Annotated in this window: 16 protein-coding genes; 8 read left to right on the top strand and 8 right to left on the bottom strand. The window is 54.5% G+C overall.

Features of this window, described 5'->3' with window-relative positions:
• Window positions 1-467 precede the first annotated feature (467 nt).
• The gene (locus ACSZO4_RS09315) at window positions 468-2,159 is read left to right on the top strand and encodes an alpha,alpha-trehalase (protein WP_437888642.1); all 1,692 of its coding nucleotides are present in this window, start codon (window positions 468-470) and stop codon (window positions 2,157-2,159) included.
• A gap of 69 nt (window positions 2,160-2,228) precedes the next feature.
• Here the strand turns inward: ACSZO4_RS09315 and ACSZO4_RS09310 are convergent, their stop codons facing one another.
• Window positions 2,229-2,483, bottom strand: coding sequence for a GlsB/YeaQ/YmgE family stress response membrane protein (locus tag ACSZO4_RS09310; protein ID WP_437888641.1), 255 nt, complete (start codon window positions 2,481-2,483; stop codon window positions 2,229-2,231).
• Window positions 2,484-2,695: 212 nt separating this feature from the next.
• Here ACSZO4_RS09310 and ycgR point away from each other — a divergent pair, with 212 nt between their 5' ends.
• Complete coding sequence (gene ycgR / locus ACSZO4_RS09305) at window positions 2,696-3,427, top strand: flagellar brake protein YcgR (RefSeq protein WP_437888640.1); 732 nt, start codon at window positions 2,696-2,698, stop codon at window positions 3,425-3,427.
• Here ycgR and emtA read toward each other — a convergent pair whose 3' ends face one another.
• The gene (gene emtA, locus ACSZO4_RS09300) at window positions 3,428-4,039 is read right to left on the bottom strand and encodes a membrane-bound lytic murein transglycosylase EmtA (protein ID WP_437888639.1); all 612 of its coding nucleotides are present in this window, start codon (window positions 4,037-4,039) and stop codon (window positions 3,428-3,430) included.
• A gap of 98 nt (window positions 4,040-4,137) precedes the next feature.
• On the opposite strand from emtA, the gene ldcA reads away from it, so the two are divergent.
• Window positions 4,138-5,049 (top strand): muramoyltetrapeptide carboxypeptidase, encoded by a 912-nt coding sequence (gene ldcA / locus ACSZO4_RS09295; RefSeq protein ID WP_437888638.1) that lies wholly within the window; start codon window positions 4,138-4,140, stop codon window positions 5,047-5,049.
• 141 nt (window positions 5,050-5,190) lie between these two features.
• Window positions 5,191-6,924, top strand: coding sequence for a potassium/proton antiporter (locus ACSZO4_RS09290; RefSeq protein WP_437888637.1), 1,734 nt, complete (start codon window positions 5,191-5,193; stop codon window positions 6,922-6,924).
• Window positions 6,925-6,939: 15 nt separating this feature from the next.
• Here ACSZO4_RS09290 and dadX read toward each other — a convergent pair whose 3' ends face one another.
• Window positions 6,940-8,010: a catabolic alanine racemase DadX gene (gene dadX / locus ACSZO4_RS09285; RefSeq protein WP_437888636.1), complete on the bottom strand. Its 1,071-nt coding sequence runs from the start codon at window positions 8,008-8,010 to the stop codon at window positions 6,940-6,942.
• A gap of 14 nt (window positions 8,011-8,024) precedes the next feature.
• Window positions 8,025-9,365: a D-amino acid dehydrogenase gene (locus tag ACSZO4_RS09280; protein ID WP_437888644.1), complete on the bottom strand. Its 1,341-nt coding sequence runs from the start codon at window positions 9,363-9,365 to the stop codon at window positions 8,025-8,027.
• Window positions 9,366-9,376: 11 nt separating this feature from the next.
• Between ACSZO4_RS09280 and ACSZO4_RS09275 the strand changes: the two genes are divergently transcribed.
• Both ACSZO4_RS09275 and ACSZO4_RS09270 read left to right on the top strand, forming a co-directional pair.
• Window positions 9,377-9,598, top strand: coding sequence for a hypothetical protein (locus ACSZO4_RS09275; RefSeq protein WP_437888635.1), 222 nt, complete (start codon window positions 9,377-9,379; stop codon window positions 9,596-9,598).
• Between the two features lie 42 nt (window positions 9,599-9,640).
• Complete coding sequence (locus tag ACSZO4_RS09270) at window positions 9,641-11,173, top strand: SpoVR family protein (protein WP_437888634.1); 1,533 nt, start codon at window positions 9,641-9,643, stop codon at window positions 11,171-11,173.
• A gap of 49 nt (window positions 11,174-11,222) precedes the next feature.
• Here the strand turns inward: ACSZO4_RS09270 and fadR are convergent, their stop codons facing one another.
• The gene (fadR, locus tag ACSZO4_RS09265) at window positions 11,223-11,942 is read right to left on the bottom strand and encodes a fatty acid metabolism transcriptional regulator FadR (RefSeq protein ID WP_437888633.1); all 720 of its coding nucleotides are present in this window, start codon (window positions 11,940-11,942) and stop codon (window positions 11,223-11,225) included.
• A gap of 356 nt (window positions 11,943-12,298) precedes the next feature.
• Here fadR and dsbB point away from each other — a divergent pair, with 356 nt between their 5' ends.
• Window positions 12,299-12,829, top strand: a complete 531-nt coding sequence (gene dsbB / locus ACSZO4_RS09260; protein ID WP_437888632.1) for a disulfide bond formation protein DsbB — start codon at window positions 12,299-12,301, stop codon at window positions 12,827-12,829.
• Between the two features lie 90 nt (window positions 12,830-12,919).
• Here the strand turns inward: dsbB and ACSZO4_RS09255 are convergent, their stop codons facing one another.
• Genes ACSZO4_RS09255 through ACSZO4_RS09245 form a run of 3 tightly spaced genes read right to left on the bottom strand, consistent with a single transcriptional unit; the run spans window position 12,920 to window position 15,869 of the window.
• Window positions 12,920-13,855 (bottom strand): GlxA family transcriptional regulator, encoded by a 936-nt coding sequence (locus ACSZO4_RS09255; RefSeq protein WP_437888631.1) that lies wholly within the window; start codon window positions 13,853-13,855, stop codon window positions 12,920-12,922.
• A 15-nt stretch (window positions 13,856-13,870) separates the two neighbouring features.
• Window positions 13,871-15,067 (bottom strand): MFS transporter, encoded by a 1,197-nt coding sequence (locus ACSZO4_RS09250; RefSeq protein ID WP_437888630.1) that lies wholly within the window; start codon window positions 15,065-15,067, stop codon window positions 13,871-13,873.
• Between the two features lie 40 nt (window positions 15,068-15,107).
• Window positions 15,108-15,869 (bottom strand): SDR family oxidoreductase, encoded by a 762-nt coding sequence (locus tag ACSZO4_RS09245; protein WP_437888629.1) that lies wholly within the window; start codon window positions 15,867-15,869, stop codon window positions 15,108-15,110.
• A 222-nt stretch (window positions 15,870-16,091) separates the two neighbouring features.
• Between ACSZO4_RS09245 and ACSZO4_RS09240 the strand changes: the two genes are divergently transcribed.
• Window positions 16,092-16,433, top strand: a complete 342-nt coding sequence (locus ACSZO4_RS09240; RefSeq protein WP_437888628.1) for a DUF1971 domain-containing protein — start codon at window positions 16,092-16,094, stop codon at window positions 16,431-16,433.
• Window positions 16,434-16,664: the final 231 nt, after the last annotated feature.

Raw genomic sequence — 16,664 nt, 5'->3', positions numbered from 1 at the left:
AGATTCGCGCGACTGACTTAAAGGTCAAACCTTTCGGAGTCCCCCGGCAAAGCCGGGGGTTTACCGGACTTAATTAAATGTTCCCACGACGAAATAGTTCAGCACCGCTTACGCGGATTAAATAACCAATAACCGAATCAATTCAGCTTTTTTGATTTGAATCAATTATTACTACCTGTTATTAACAAGTAATTTTGATCATATCGATCATTTTTATTCAAAAAACACCCAGATTACCCGGCTGACATTATTCAGCTTTTATCTCTGTCATTATTTAAATAAGAAACGCCTATGACGATGACGCTGCCCGGTGGTCGAAGATGCTGGTGAGCACACCTGTGTGCGCGAGGTAAATTATCTGGAAGCACGAAAAATGACAGATCTGTCGCCCTGTGCTTTTCATCCTGGGCTAAGGTTTCAGAAGTCAGAATTACGCGGCTCGTTTCCCCCGCTAAGGAGAATCATTAATGATAAGACCTGATTTGCACCGTCAGCGCCCGGTGTTCCTTGCAATGCAAATCGCGCTCGGTGGCGCATTACTCACCCTCCTCCCCTCTGTTTATGCGGCTGAACCGCAGAATATCAGGCAGTCACCTGATGTGGTGCTGGGGCCACTTTTCAGTGATGTACAGAGTGCAAAACTGTTCCCCGATCAGAAAACCTTTGCTGACGCCATCCCCAAGGGCGACCCGCTGATGATTCTGGCGGATTACCGGATGCAACGGACTCAAACCAGCTTTGATTTGCGCCATTTTGTGAACGTTAACTTTGAACTGCCGAAAGAGGGCGAGACTTATGTACCGCCGGAAGGACAAAGCCTGCGGGAACACATTGATGGGCTGTGGCCGGTCCTGACCCGCACCACCGATCAGGCCAGCCGCTGGGACTCGCTTCTGCCGTTGCCCAAACCCTATGTGGTCCCCGGCGGACGCTTTCGCGAGGTTTACTACTGGGACAGCTATTTCACAATGCTGGGACTGGCAGAGAGCGGCCATTGGGATAAGGTCGAAGATATGGTGGCGAACTTTGCCTGGGAAATTGACAACTGGGGACATATCCCCAACGGCAACCGCAGCTACTATCTGAGCCGCTCACAGCCGCCGTTCTTTGCCTTTATGGTTGAGTTGCTGGCATCGGAGAAGGGAGACGAGGTGCTGAAAAACTATCTGCCGCAGCTGGAAAAGGAATATCAGTACTGGATGGATGGCGCAGATGGCCTGCAAAACGGACAGGCTAATAAGCGGGTGGTGAAACTGGATGACGGATCGGTGCTCAACCGCTACTGGGATGATAAAGATACGCCCCGTCCGGAATCCTGGCTCGATGATGTGACAACCGCCAGAAACAATCCTAATCGCCCGGCGACCGACATCTACCGTGATTTACGTTCGGCGGCGGCTTCCGGCTGGGATTTCAGCTCCCGCTGGATGGATGATCCCAGACAGTTGGGCACTATTCGCACCACCAGCATTGTGCCCATTGACCTTAATGCACTGATGTTCAAGCTGGAGAAGGTGATCGCCCGCGCAAGCCAGGCCTCCGGCGACAGCGCTAAGGCGCAAAAGTTTGAAGCACTCGCTATGGCGCGCCAGAAAGCGATGGAGGCGAATCTGTGGAACGACAAAGAGGGCTGGTACGCGGATTACGATCTGAAAACGAAGAAAGTCCGTAACCAGTTAACCGCTGCCGCCCTCTTCCCGCTGTATGTGAATGCCGCCGCCAGAGATCGTGCGGATAAAGTCGCGAGCGCAACCCAGGCTCACTTACTCAAACCCGGCGGGCTGACCACCACCACGGTTAACAGCGGTCAGCAGTGGGATGCCCCGAACGGCTGGGCGCCATTACAGTGGGTTGCCACCGCCGGGCTTAAGAATTACGACCAGCAAAAACTGGCTATGGATGTCACCTGGCGCTTCCTTTCCAACGTGCAACATACCTGGGATCGCGAGAAAAAACTGGTTGAGAAATACGATGTCAGCACCACCGGCACCGGCGGGGGCGGCGGTGAGTATCCGTTGCAGGATGGCTTTGGCTGGACCAACGGGGTGACCCTCAGTATGCTGGATTTAGTCTGCCCGAAAGAGAACCCCTGTGACAGCCTGCCGGCCACGCAGCCCGTCGTCGACGCCGGACCTGCCCAACAAAAAGTCGCGCAGTAAGAGAAACAAAACCCGGCAGAAGGCTTTCTGCCGGGTTTTTCATAAATGGGGTGAGATGCAGGAAATCGCTCAGTCCCTGCGGATCATCCTGAAGACGCCCAGTACCACGATCGCACCAACCACCGCAACGGCGAAGCTGTGGAAATTGAAACCGGTCACGTCGCCGCCCATCCCAAGCATGGTGGCAAGCCAGCCACCGACAACCGCACCAACAATCCCGAGAACGCAGGTCAGAATAAAGCCGCCGCCGTCCCGGCCTGGCATGATGAACTTGGCTATAATGCCTGCGATAAGGCCAAAAACAATCCACGCAATGATGCCCATTTTTGCTCTCTCCTGCTCAATCGTCATACAAACGCGTCAGCCACGATGGCGATGCGCTGCGTTAAGTATAGGCGACGTAGTGAAAACCATTTTCATCTCACTGACTTAATCGAAATCTGACGTAAAATAATTTCGCTTTTGTCTTAAGAAATATCGCAAAATGCCGATAAACGGTGCATACGGTCTGTAAAGTTTCCAGGGAGCCTTTCGGCGTGAGTAAATACAGTGAGCAGTTCCTGAAAAATAACCCCTTAGCGGTGCTCGGCGTGATCCGTGACCTGCAAAAGAATGATGTCCCGGTGCGTATCACCTGGGCAAGCGGGCAGTTCATCAGCAAGATCCTTGAAGTTACCCCTGAAGCACTGGTGCTGGACTTTGGTAGCCAGGACTCAGATAACGCTTCCGTGCAGCGCGCCGCTAAAGTCACATTCTCGGCGGAAACCCAGGGAGCGAAGGTAGAATTTACGCTGCCGAAACTCGAAAGCGGCACCTGGCAGTCTTTGCCAGCCTTTATCACCCACTTGCCCGACATGCTCTACTTTATTCAGCGCCGGGAATATTTTCGTATCAACGCCCCGCTTCATCCGGCTTATTTCTGCAAAGCGCTGATGCCCAATAAAGCAGAGCTGCGTTTTCGTCTTTTCGACCTGTCATTGGGTGGAATGGGCGCCTTACTGGATGGCGCGCTGCCGGAAGGTTTACAGGCCGGAATGCGTTTTTCGCAGATTGAGCTGGATATGGCATCCTGGGGGCAGTTCTACTTTGATGCCCAGCTTATCGCCATTGGTGAACGTAAAGTGGTGGATGGCAAGAACGAGACAATTACCACGCCTCGCCTGAGCTTCCGTTTCCTAAACGTCAGCCCAGGGGTGGAGCGCGAACTCCAGCGCATTATTTTCTCGCTGGAGCGCGAAGCGCGCGAACGCGCTAACCGGGTGCGCTAATTACATCGCATCCAGTGCCTTTTGTACTTTCCAGATGTAGCGCGGCGCCTGAGGCGCAGGGTGGTTATCCACGATGTGTTCGAAGAATTCGCTCGCGCTCAAATCATTAATCTCGTTGATGGCCTTTTTTCTGTCGGATGAGAAGGTTCGCAGCAACGCCCCCGCGCCGTTGACGTAAGAGACCACCAGCGCATATTGCATCACTTCCGGGTTTTCAATTCCGGCCAGCGGTCCGTGCTCGAGAATACTCAGATAAGCCGCCCCCATGGAGATATTACGCTCCGGGTTCTTCAGCTCGCTGGTACTCGGCACACCGCTCCATCCCATGCGCTGATAGACTTCACGCCCTGCGGTTGAGGCCTTTAACTGCATCAACCCGACGGCGTTAGATTTGCTGACAAGCGCAGGATTGCCCCCCGATTCAACCGCGATCATGGCGGTGATCAGACGTGGACTGACGCCCCACGCCGCTCCTGCTTTTTCGCTGATCGGCATCCATTGCATCGCCCGTTTAACGGGCACTTCCGGGTTCCAGTCCGGCTTGCGGTAATCTTGTTTCGAGCTACAACCGGCCAGCAATACGACTAAAAATGCAAACCATCTTAATTTCACGCGCAATCCTTCTTTTATGAACGCATCTCTACGGATGACAACGAACAGGGTTAGCGGCATGATAACGGTTTCCGATCAGATGTCAGCAAGGAATTACCATGTCCAGGTTTCATTTAATTGCCCCCTCCGGCTATTGCATTAATCAGTCAGCGGCAGCCCTTGGGGTGCAGCGCCTGGAGACGCAAGGACATCAGGTAGATAACCAGCAGGTGATCGCCCGCCGGGAACAACGTTTTGCCGGTAGCGATGCCGAGCGCCTCCGCGATCTTGACGGGCTGGTCAACGTCGAGGGGAGCGATGTGATTGTGTTGCCCGTGCGCGGGGGTTACGGTGCCAGCCGTCTGCTGGAGCAGGTGGACTGGTCAGGGCTGGCGGCGCGTCAGCGTGAAAATCCGTTGCTGATATGCGGTCACAGTGACTTCACCGCCCTGCAGTGTGGTTTACTCGCCCAGAGTAATGTGATCACCTTCAGCGGACCGATGCTGGCCGCCAATTTCGGCGCGCCTGAACTCAACGACTTTACGATGGAACATTTCTGGCGGGCGCTGCGCCATGAGCGCTTCACCATTGAGTGGGCAGGCGACGGGCCGCGCTGTCAGGCTGAAGGGACATTGTGGGGCGGGAATCTTGCCATGCTGGTGTCGCTGGTGGGGACGCCCTGGTTGCCGAATATCAGCGGCGGCATCTTGGTGGTGGAAGACATTAATGAGCATCCGTTCCGCGTAGAGCGGATGTTGTTGCAGTTGCTGCACGCAGGGGTGCTGGCGCGGCAAAAGGCGCTGATTCTGGGCAGTTTCAGCCATGCCGGGGAAAATGATTATGATGCGGGCTACAATCTTTCCCGGATGGTGGATTACCTGAGAAGCCGGCTGACTATCCCGGTGATAACGGGACTGGCCTTTGGTCATGAGCAGCAGACGGTAACCTTGCCTTTGGGCGCGCGGGCCGTTTTGCATCATGCTGAGCAGACGCAGCTGACAATTAGTGGGCATCCGGTGCTGTCAGCATAAAAAAATATACATCAGACTGATTAATTCAACTTTTCTGCCGTTAATATAATAATGATATTCATACTGGAGTGTCTGGTTGTGCCAGGCACGTGGTGGTGCGCGGATTGTAAGTGAAGCGACGTCGAGAGGAGAAGTACGACATTGGACGCTGAGGCGGTAATTAGTCTGTTTATTTTGGGTTCAGTCCTTGTAACCTGTAGCATTTTATTAAGTTCATTTTCTTCCCGTCTTGGTATTCCTATCCTGGTCATCTTCCTTGCTATTGGTATGCTGGCAGGCGTTGATGGCATTGGCGGCATCCCGTTCGATAACTACCCTTTCGCCTACCTGGTCAGTAACCTGGCGCTGGCGGTGATCCTGCTCGACGGCGGTATGCGCACCCAGGCCAGCTCCTTTCGCGTTGCACTCGGACCGGCCTTGTCGCTGGCAACCGTGGGCGTGCTGATAACCTCTGGTCTTACCGGGATGATGGCGGCCTGGTTGTTCCACCTCGATCTGATAGAAGGCCTGCTGATTGGCGCGATTGTCGGCTCCACCGATGCGGCCGCGGTCTTCTCCCTGCTTGGCGGCAAGGGGCTGAACGAACGTGTGGGATCTACGCTTGAGATCGAATCCGGCAGTAACGACCCCATGGCGGTGTTTTTAACCATCACCCTGATTGAGATGATCCAGCAGCACCACTACGGGCTGAACTGGATGTTTGCCGTGCATATCGTGCAGGAGTTTGGTCTGGGGATTTTACTTGGCCTCGGCGGCGGCTACCTGCTGCTGCAGATGGTTAACCGTATCGATCTCCCGCCCGGCCTCTATCCTCTGCTGGCGTTAAGCGGCGGCATTCTGGTGTTTGCCGTCACCACGGCGATTCATGGCAGCGGCATTCTGGCGGTTTATCTGTGCGGCTTTGTGCTCGGTAACCGGCCGATCCGCAATCGCTTTGCCATCCAGCAAAACTTTGATGGTCTGGCATGGCTGGCGCAGATTGGGATGTTCCTGGTGCTGGGGCTGCTGGTCACGCCCTCCGACCTGCTGCCTATTGCCGTTCCGGCGCTGCTCCTCTCCGCGTGGATGATTTTTGTCGCCCGTCCGCTGTCGGTCTTCGCCGGGCTGCTGCCGTTTCGCGGGTTTAATCTGCGCGAACGCATTTTTATCAGCTGGGTCGGACTACGCGGCGCAGTGCCGATTATTCTCGCGGTCTTCCCGATGATGGCCGGCCTTGATAATGCGCGATTGTTCTTTAATCTTGCCTTCTTCGTGGTGTTAATTTCACTCCTGTTCCAGGGGACCTCTCTCAGTTGGGCGGCGAAGAAAGCCAGGGTCGTGGTTCCACCGGTGGGGATGCCGGTCTCCCGGCTGGGTCTTGATATCCACCCCGATAACCCGTGGGAGCAGTTTGTCTACCAGCTCAGTGCCGACAAATGGTGCGTTGGGGCAGCCCTTCGCGATTTACATATGCCCGCAGAAACCCGTATTGCCGCCCTGTTTCGCGATAATGCCCTGCTGCATCCCAGCGGCAGCACCCGCTTACGCGAGGGCGACGTGCTCTGCGTGATTGGCCGTGAACGCGATCTGCCGGCACTCGGCAAGCTGTTTAGCCAGACGCCGCCGGTCGCTCTCGATCAGCGCTTCTTTGGTGATTTTATTCTTGAAGCCAATGCCAAATTTGCTGATGTGGCACTGATTTACGGGCTTGAAGAGGGGATGGATTACCGCGAAAAACAGCAGACGCTGGGTGAAATTGTCCAGCAACTGCTGGGGGCAGCCCCGGTAGTTGGCGATCAGGTGGAGTTTGCCGGAATGATCTGGACGGTAGCGGAAAAAGCAGAGAATGCCGTGCTGAAAGTGGGGGTACGGGTCGCAGAAGACGAGGCGGAATAACCGCCTCGCACAAAGTTACACTGTCACAACAGGAACCCGTGGCGCTAAGGCGCACATCAGCTCATAGCCCACGGTTCCCGCCGCAGAAGCTACCTCATCAATTTTGACCTCATTTCCCCACAGCTCAACCGGTGTCCCGATACCGGCGTGCGGACAGGGCGTTAAGTCGACGGTCAGCATATCCATCGAAATCGCCCCTACCGTGCCGGTACGAATGCCATCAACCATAACGGGCGTCCCGGTGGGCGCCAGCCGGGGATAACCATCCGCGTAACCGCAGGCCACAATGCCGATACGTTGCTCCTGGCTTGCGCAATACCTGCTGCCGTAACCGACGCAATCGCCCGCCTGTAGCGTTTGAATGGCGATAATCTGGCTGGTCAGGGTCATCACCGGGCGAATACCGCTGTTTGCCACATCCTGCCACTGGCCTGAGGGCGAAGCGCCATACAGAATAATACCTGGCCGCACCCAGTCCGCCTGCACCTCAGGGTGCCAGAGCGTTGCCGCTGAGTTAGCGAGTGAACGCGGGCACTCCAGCCCCTCTGAAGCCTGCCCTATGCGGGCCACGGCATCGGTAATGCCATCGGGATGTTCGGCATTGGCGAAATGGGCCATCAGCGTAATATCGCCGACGTTGGCGAGCTCCCGCAATTGTCGCCAGATGCCTGGCACCCGCTGAGGCAAAAAGCCCAGCCGGTTCATGCCGCTGTTTATCTTCAGATAGACATCCAGCGGCGCGTGTAACCGGGCATCCTGCAACGCTTTTAGCTGCCAGTTACTGTGGATACTGCTGGTGAGACGGTATTTATCAAACAGCGGCAGCTCATCGGCATGAAAAAAGCCCTCGAGCATCAGGATCGGCCCTTTCCAGCCGCGCTCCCGGAGCAAAATGGCCTCTTCCAGATTCAGCATCGCGAAACCATCAGTGCCTTCCAGCGCCCGCCAGATTCGGTCGATCCCATGACCATAAGCATTTGCTTTGACCACCGACCAGACGCGTGATGCGGGTGCGGTGCGGCGTACGACCTGCAAATTGTTGCGCAGCGCCTGCAAATCTATCACCGCCTGAACAGGACGTGACATGCTGTCTCCTTACTTTAGTTATGCGCACCATGCAGGTGCTGTGGTTGCGCCGGATGAAAACCCGGAAGGTATCTTGTCACGCTCAAATCTTCCCAACTAATGGCCGGTGTGCGGCCTGAGATAAGGTCGCTGAGTAGCTGACCAGAACCACAGGCCATCGTCCAGCCAAGGGTACCGTGTCCGGTATTGAGCCACAGGTTTTTAAACGGTGAAGCGCCCACAATCGGCGTGCCATCGGGTGTCATCGGGCGCAGCCCCGTCCAGAATGCTGCCTGCTCAATGTGCCCGCCACGCGGGAAGAGATCTTTTACAACCATTTCCAGGGTGGCGCGTCGGGGTTCACGTAATGCGGTGTTAAACCCGACAATTTCCGCCATGCCGCCAACGCGGATCCGCTGGTCAAAGCGGGTAATGGCAATTTTGTATGTTTCATCGAGGATAGTTGAAACCGGCGCGCCCGCCTCATCCGCAATGGGTATGGTCAGTGAATAGCCTTTCAGGGGATAAACCGGAATATCGACAATGCCGTTCAGCATAGCCGTGGAATAAGAGCCAAATGCCATCACGTAAGCGTCGGCTTTGACAACCTCTTCGCCGCATTTCACCCCGTAGATTTGCCCGTTTTCATATAACAGCCTCTCGACCGGGGTATTAAAGCGGAAGGTTACCCCGGCCTGGGCGGCCATTTCCGCCAGCCTTTGGGTAAAGAGCTGGCAGTCGCCGGTTTCGTCGTTCGGTAAGCGCAGGCCACCGCTCAGTTTGTGGGCCTCGGAGGCCAGCGCCGGTTCCACTTCAGCCAGACGGGCTGACTCCAGCAACTGGTAAGGTACGCCCGCATCTTTGAGTACGGCGATATCACGAGTGGCATTCTCGTATTGTTCAGCCGTGCGGAACAGTTGCAGCGTGCCCCCTTGTCGCCCTTCATACTGGATTTGGGTCTCATCACGCAGAAGCTTAAGGCAGTCACGACTGTACTCAGCCAGACGCACCATCCGGCCTTTGTTTTCCATGTAGTGACGACTGTCGCAGTTACGCAGCATTTGCCACATCCATTTCAACTGGGATGTACTGCCATCAAGGCTTATTGCCAGTGGCGCATGACGCTGGAACATCCATTTGACCGCTTTCAGCGGTACGCCTGGTGCGGCCCAGGGCGCCGCGTAGCCGGGTGAGATCTGCCCCGCATTCGCGGCACTGGTTTGCAGAGCCGGCCCTGGCTCTCTGTCTATCAACGTCACCTCGTGTCCCGCCTGGCATAAATACCACGCGCTGGTGACTCCCACCACGCCGCCGCCCAGTACCACAACTCGCATAGCCTGCTCCTGTATGTAAAGCACAATCGTCTGATTACAAATTGATAACCCAGATGAAAATGTTATTCAACATATGGCTTTTTTATGGTGATATTTCTCACACCTTTCCCGATATAAAGGGACTTACCGCGCTGGCATCTCCTGCTGCACGGCCTTTTCCGGCAGTACAATATGCTGACAAGATACGTCTTTCCCGCTATTCAACCACAAGATATCGTGAAGAAAAAAACATCACTGACTTACAGTTTTTATTGCGTGATCTATCATTGAAATGAGACCTTCCATACAGAGAGGGTTCAAACAACGAGGGCGCGCTAATGGCTACGATTGATTCCATGAATAAGGACACCATACGTCTCAGTGATGGACCTGACTGGACCTTCGATCTCCTGGATGTGTATCTCGCCGAGATCGACCGGGTGGCGAAGCTTTACCGCCTGGAGACTTACCCGCATCAAATCGAAGTCATCACCTCCGAGCAGATGATGGATGCCTACTCCAGCGTCGGGATGCCGATTAACTATCCTCACTGGTCATTCGGTAAGAAGTTTATCGAAACAGAACGCCTGTATAAGCATGGTCAGCAAGGGCTGGCGTATGAGATTGTGATTAACTCCAATCCCTGTATCGCCTATCTGATGGAAGAGAACACCATTACCATGCAGGCGCTGGTGATGGCGCACGCCTGCTATGGCCATAATTCGTTTTTCAAAAACAACTATCTGTTCCGCAGCTGGACCGATGCCAGCTCGATTGTCGATTACCTGATTTTTGCCCGTAAATACATTACCGACTGCGAAGAGCGTTATGGCGTTGAAGAGGTGGAAAAACTCCTCGACTCCTGCCATGCCCTGATGAACTACGGTGTGGATCGCTATAAGCGTCCGCAGAAAATCTCCTTACAGGAGGAGAAAGCGCGGCAAAAAAGCCGGGAAGAGTACCTGCAAAGCCAGGTCAACACGCTGTGGCGCACCCTGCCGAAACGTGAGGAAGAGAAAGCCGTTATTGAGGCCCGTCGCTACCCGTCCGAACCGCAGGAGAATTTACTCTATTTTATGGAGAAAAATGCCCCGCTGCTGGAGTCCTGGCAGCGTGAGATTTTGCGCATAGTGCGTAAGGTCAGCCAGTATTTTTATCCGCAGAAACAGACTCAGGTCATGAACGAGGGCTGGGCCACCTTCTGGCATTACACCATTCTTAATCACCTGTATGACGAAGGCAAAGTGACGGATCGCTTTATGCTGGAGTTCCTGCATAGCCATACCAATGTGGTGTTCCAGCCGCCATATAACAGCCCGTGGTACAGCGGCATCAACCCTTACGCCCTGGGCTTTGCGATGTTCCAGGATATCAAGCGTATTTGTCAGTCGCCCACTGACGAGGACAAATACTGGTTCCCTGATATCGCCGGGTCCGACTGGTTGCAGACGTTGCATTTCGCCATGCGCGACTTTAAGGATGAGAGCTTTATCAGCCAGTTCCTGTCGCCGAAAGTGATGCGTGATTTCCGCCTCTTTAGCGTGCTTGATGACGATCGCAATAACTATCTTGAGATTGCCGCCATTCACAACGAAGAGGGCTACCGTGAAATTCGCAACAAGCTGTCGTCACAGTACAATCTGAGCAACCTGGAGCCGAATATTCAGGTCTGGAATGTGGACCTGCGCGGTGACCGTTCGCTGACGCTGCGCTATATTCCGCACAACCGCGCGCCGCTGGATAAAGGCCGTCGGGAAGTGCTTAAGCATGTACACCGGTTGTGGGGATTTGATGTGACCCTGGAACAGCAAAATGAGGATGGCAGTGTGGAATTACTGGACCGCTGCCCGGCCCGCGCTAATACGATTTAATCGCCCTTCAAACCCCTCGCCATCTGGTTATGAGGGGTTTTTCTTTGCTTTATCGCCCGTGCATCACTAAATCACCCGGCAGATTTTTGTGCATCCGCTGCCAGATCTCACCGCTGTCATGCCCGTATTTACGCACAGTTTCATACACCTGGTCATGGAGCTTCTGCTCGCAAAGCTCAACCAGACGATGATAGAAGCCCAGAGCAAGGCTACGCGCTTCAGGGCTGGCAAAGTAATGACGCCCGATGCGGGTGTACAACCCTTTCATCCCGTTGAGGATCAGGCCGTAAATGGGGTTGCCTGAGGCAAATGCGAGGCCGCGGAAAATATTGTAATCCAGCTCAGCAAACGCATCCCCGTGATCTTCCACTTCACGCGTCTTCGCCAGCACTTCCAGCGCCTGGTCAGGGTGCTGACGAAACGCGGTGCGAATAAAGATAGTGGCGATATTGGTGCGCACCGACAACAGGTTGTCGATCAGCTGCGGAACACTCTCATGGTCCAGACGCGCCAGTGTTTCCAGAATATTTAATCCTGACGTTTCCCAGAAGTTATTCACTTTCGTGGGTTTACCGTGCTGAATAGTCAGCCAGCCATCACGGGCTAAACGCTGTAACACTTCACGCAGTGTGGTACGGGTGACGCCAATCAGTTCGGAAAGTTCGCGTTCTGCCGGAAGAATCGATCCCGGAGGGAAGCGGCTATTCCAGATACTTTCAATAATGTACTCTTCTGCGAAACCCGCCGGGCTCTGCGCCTTTATGACCATAGTGAGATTTCCATTAAACAACTCAGCAAAGATCAATCATCATACCAGACCCGCTCAGGGGCAGATAGCTTGCGGGGCGAAGAAAAAGGGGATCGGCTACCCATTTTAATATATTCAATAAGTTTCAAGGTTCATTGCCATAATGCTTGTGGGGATATCCTTTTTTTATCTGCCAGGATCTGCTTCCTGTCATCAAAAAACGGGTTGGCTTTAGCGCTTTAATTACATAGTTCGCGACAGCCTTTAACCTGATGCCGGATAAACATTCAATTACGTATTATTTTCTTTTGTGATAGTGGCTTGCGTGGTGAATTCGTTTACACTGCTTTGTCTATGCGTGTCCCAGGGAAATGATTATGTTGCGATTCTTAAACAAGTGCTCTCGCGGGCGTGGCGCCTGGCTGTTAATGGCGTTCACTGCACTTGCGCTTGAACTCGTGGCGCTGTGGTTCCAGCACGTTATGCTGTTGAAACCCTGCGTCCTCTGTATTTACGAACGTTCCGCGCTTTTTGGTGTGATGGGAGCGGGAATTGTGGGTGCGATTGCACCGAAAACACCTTTACGCTATGTCGCGATCTTCATCTGGCTTTACAGCGCCTGGCGCGGATTCCAGCTGGCATACGAACATACAATGATCCAGTTACACCCCTCTCCTTTTGCGACCTGCGACTTCGCAGCCCGTTTCCCGACATGGTTGCCGCTGGATAAATGGCTGCCGCAAATCTTTGTTGCTTCCGGCGATTGCGCTGAAAAACAGTGGCAGTTCCTGTCTCTGGAGATGCCGCAGTGGTTACTGGGTATCTTTGCCGCCTATTTTGTGGTTGCAGCCCTGGTGCTTATTGCCCAGCCTTTCAAACCGAAAAGACGCGATCTGTTCAGCCGTTAAGCCTCACTTTTGGCTGAGTGGTTACCCGATAAAAATCCGCTGGTGTTAAAAACACCGGCGGATTTTTTTATGCCTGTATGAAAGAGCGAGCTAACGCCCGCTGCGTAAAGACTGTGGCGGAATACCATAGCCGCGAATAAACACCTCCCGCATATGGCGTCCGTCACGGAATCCTGCTTCGTGGGCAATGGCGTCGAGAGAAAGACGGCTTTCCTCAATCATCAGCCTTGCGGCCTCCAGACGCAGCCCCTCAATGGCCTTGGCCGGCGATTTCCCTGTTTCCTGACGAAACAAGCGACTTAACTGACGGGGGCTCAAATGCACGGCCTCTGCCAGCAGTTCGACGGTCAGCGTTTTCCCCAGATGACTTCGGGCATATTCCAGCGCCCGCTGGAGTCGATCGGAACGCGGAGCCAGCGCCAGAATTTCCGAATGCTGGGTCTGCCCGCCGGAACGTCGCTGACTCATCACCAGCCGGTGGGCGACAACCCGCGCAATGTCGGCCCCCAGATCCTTTTCCACCATGCCGAGCACCATATCAAGCCCTGCGGTCATTCCTGCCGAGGTCCAGATGCGATCATCGATGATAAAAATACGGTCCTCGGCGAGCTGCACGGTTGGATGCATAACCGCAAGGCTGCGGGCATGCGCCCAGTGGGTTGTTGCCCGTTTTTCATTGAGTAACCCGGCCTGCGCCAGTACAAAAGCGCCGGTACAGATCCCGGCAACCCGCCTTGCATTGCGCGCAGTGGTTTGCAAAAAATGCACTACGCCATCGCTGGCAGGTTCCTGGACCGGCGACACCACACCGGCCACAAGCCAGGTATCGGCAAGGGCGTCAGGCCCCAATGGCAGCGTTTCGACGCCGATCCCCAGCGAGGAACGCACCGTGCCGCCAGATTCTGAATAGACCTGCGGTTGGTAAAAGGTTTTGCCATTCGCATAATTTGCAAACTCCAGCACCGTCAGAGTCGACAGCGCCAGCATCTGAAAGTGGTCAGAAATAATTATCCCGACTCGGTGCATAGCCACTCCATAACATCACTGGCTGACTATCTGAAACTCGCGGGTACGCCCCCGAAGGCGTTCGGAGATCCCTAAGCTCGCCAGCGCCAGCAATAAAAAGAACACGGAACTCAGCATCACACCATAAAAGCCAAATAACGGGTAGAGGTACGATGCCACCGCAGAGCCAAAACCGATGCCGCAGAACATAAATGCGCTGGTTAGCGCCAGTGAAATGCCCCGCGTCTCTGGCGCTGAGATCTCGACAATACGCCGTTGTTGCGTCGGCCATAACAGATCGGTGGCGAAGGCCCAAAACACCAGCAACAGATAGAGCAGAGCCAGGTGTCCCGGTAACAGCATGATTATCAACATATCCGCTACCAGCAGCGTCATCCCGGCAACCAGCAACCGTTCCGCGCTGTAACGCCGGGCAGCGCGACCGACAAACAGATTCCCGGCAATACCGGCCGCACCAATAATCGCCAGGGCCAGCGAAACCTGAGGGGTATCGCCATGCCAGCTATCGCGGATAATCGGCGAAATAAAGGCGTACATGTCGTACACGCCGGAGGTGATAAAAAAGACCACCAGAAATGCCGCCAGCGATTTCCCCTCAAGCAGAACGTCAACAATATTGCCGAGGCGGACATCAACGCCTTTGACGATATTAGGGACAAAGACCCACACGCCCAAAGCCGTAATGCCGCTGGTGGCTGCAACGAGGATAAACAGGATGCGGGCCCCCCACGCATGGGCAATCCAGGCCGCGAGAGGAATCCCCACCATGCTGGCAAGAGAGACGCCCAGCAAAATCATGGCAATCGCACTCCCCCGCTCCTTCTGCACCACCAGCTCAGCACCGAGGGCCACCAGCACCGGCCCGATCAGAGAGGCGCCCAGCCCCATAATGATGCGTGAGATAACCAGCACCCGGTAGTCAGGCGCTATGGCGAAGATAACCGCGCCCAGCCCGAAAACCAGCATGCCAGCCAGAACCTGATCCCGGCGAAAAATCTTACCAAAAAAGACCTGCGCCAGCGGCGCTCCCAGCGCAAAGGTAAGACCAAAAATGGACAGCAATCGGGCGCTTTGCCCGTCGCTTAATCCCCATTCATCAGCTATAGGGGCGAGACTGCCCGCAACCGACAATGCGCCGGTAGCCTGCACAAAATAGGCCAGACTCAGGGCCCAGAGCGCATGTCTTTGCGAGCGGGAAAGATGATTTTTCATGGTCATTTCTCAAAGGGGCAGTCGCCTGCCCCTGAGCCTCTTATGCAACAGGTATGGGGCTGTCAATCATCGACTGATTGAAGGCGTCCACCAGCGTATGTTCCTGCGCGCCGGGATTAGCGCGGGCGGGAAGAACGCTGTCGACGATAGCTTCCGGAGTATCGGTCCCCAGCTTCTCGAAGGTCTGCTGGATAAAATCCGCCAGCGGCATCGCCCGGGGATCGCCGCTTCTGTAGATAAGATCGGTATCGACCCAGGGCGGTGCAATTTCAATGACCTTAACGCCCTTGTCACGCAGCAAAAAACGTTGGGATAAGGTGTAAGAGTGAATGGCCGCCTTTGTCGCGGAATAGAGCGCATTGCTGGCCAGCGGCAGGAAAGCCAGAATGGAGCTGTTATTGATAATGACGGCATCGGGTTGTTGTTTCAGATGGGCGACAAATGCCGCACTCACCCGCACGGGGCCGAGTAAATTGGTATTCAGCAGCGTGGTGGCCATTTCGTCATCCAGTTCACCCGCAGCATCATCAAAGGGCATAATCCCCGCATTGTTGATAACCACATTCAACGCCGGATAACGCGTAAGGACCTCTTGTGCAGCGGCGTTAATGCTCTGCGCCTGGGTGACATCCAGCAGGACCGAGTCCATCCCCGGATTCGCCGCCGTGACGCTGTCGAGTAAGGCTTTACGTCGGCCAGAGATAATCACTTTGTTACCCAGTTGCTGGAATTTTTCCGCCATCGCGCGGCCAATACCCGATGTACCGCCAGTAATAAAGATCGTGTTTCCTGTTAGTTTCACGCTGTTATTCCTCTTAAGAGAGACAGTGGACATCCTCAATTCAGGTTGTGCCGAAAGCGTGTCGGCACATCCGCTGAGTGATGCGATGACAGGAGCATAATGGAGATCAGGACGTCTTAAATGACGTTAATGGTAGTGATTTGGGACATCAAAGGATTAAAGCTGTCATGGCAAACCCAATCTTAAAGATGTATATTAAATGCAACTTTATAGGAGAAATTTATGTCGCACTTACGCATTCCCGCCAACTGGAAAGTCAAACGCTCCACCCCTTTCTTTACTAAAGCAACCGTCCCGGCAGCGCTGCTGTCGCATCACAACACTGCCGCCGGAGTGTTTGGGCAACTTGTGGTGATGGAAGGCACGGTGACATATTTTGGGTTCGCCAACGAACAGGCGACAGAGCATGAAGCGATGGTGGTGATTAACGCCGGACAGTTCGCTACCAGCCCGCCGCAGTACTGGCACCGCATCGAATTAAGCGATGATGCGCAGTTTAATATCAACTTTTGGGTGGAAGAGGATAACGGCAGCGACGAGTTGTTTCACACAAAACCGCGTTGATAGATATCACGCAGTTAAAGCTATCCCCGTCATACTGCATGGGCATTAGCTACATTTGCGCACCGCAGTCACTTACTGCAGTAAGTGACTGGGGATTTGTGAGGGCCATTCATGTCCCTCATCAGAGGCAGGCTCCGGCTGTTCAAATTTGTCACTGCATTGCCGCATTATCCGGCCAGTGCCTCACCCCGTTAGGGCCAGCGAAAGTGTTGTTCAAAAACACCAGCGCAT

The organism is Phytobacter sp. V91 (assembly GCF_965644225.1).
In the GTDB taxonomy this organism is placed as follows: domain Bacteria; phylum Pseudomonadota; class Gammaproteobacteria; order Enterobacterales; family Enterobacteriaceae; genus CBFFRJ01.
The sequence above is the reverse complement of the archived record's forward strand: the minus strand, read 5'-3'. Positions and strand labels throughout refer to the sequence as shown.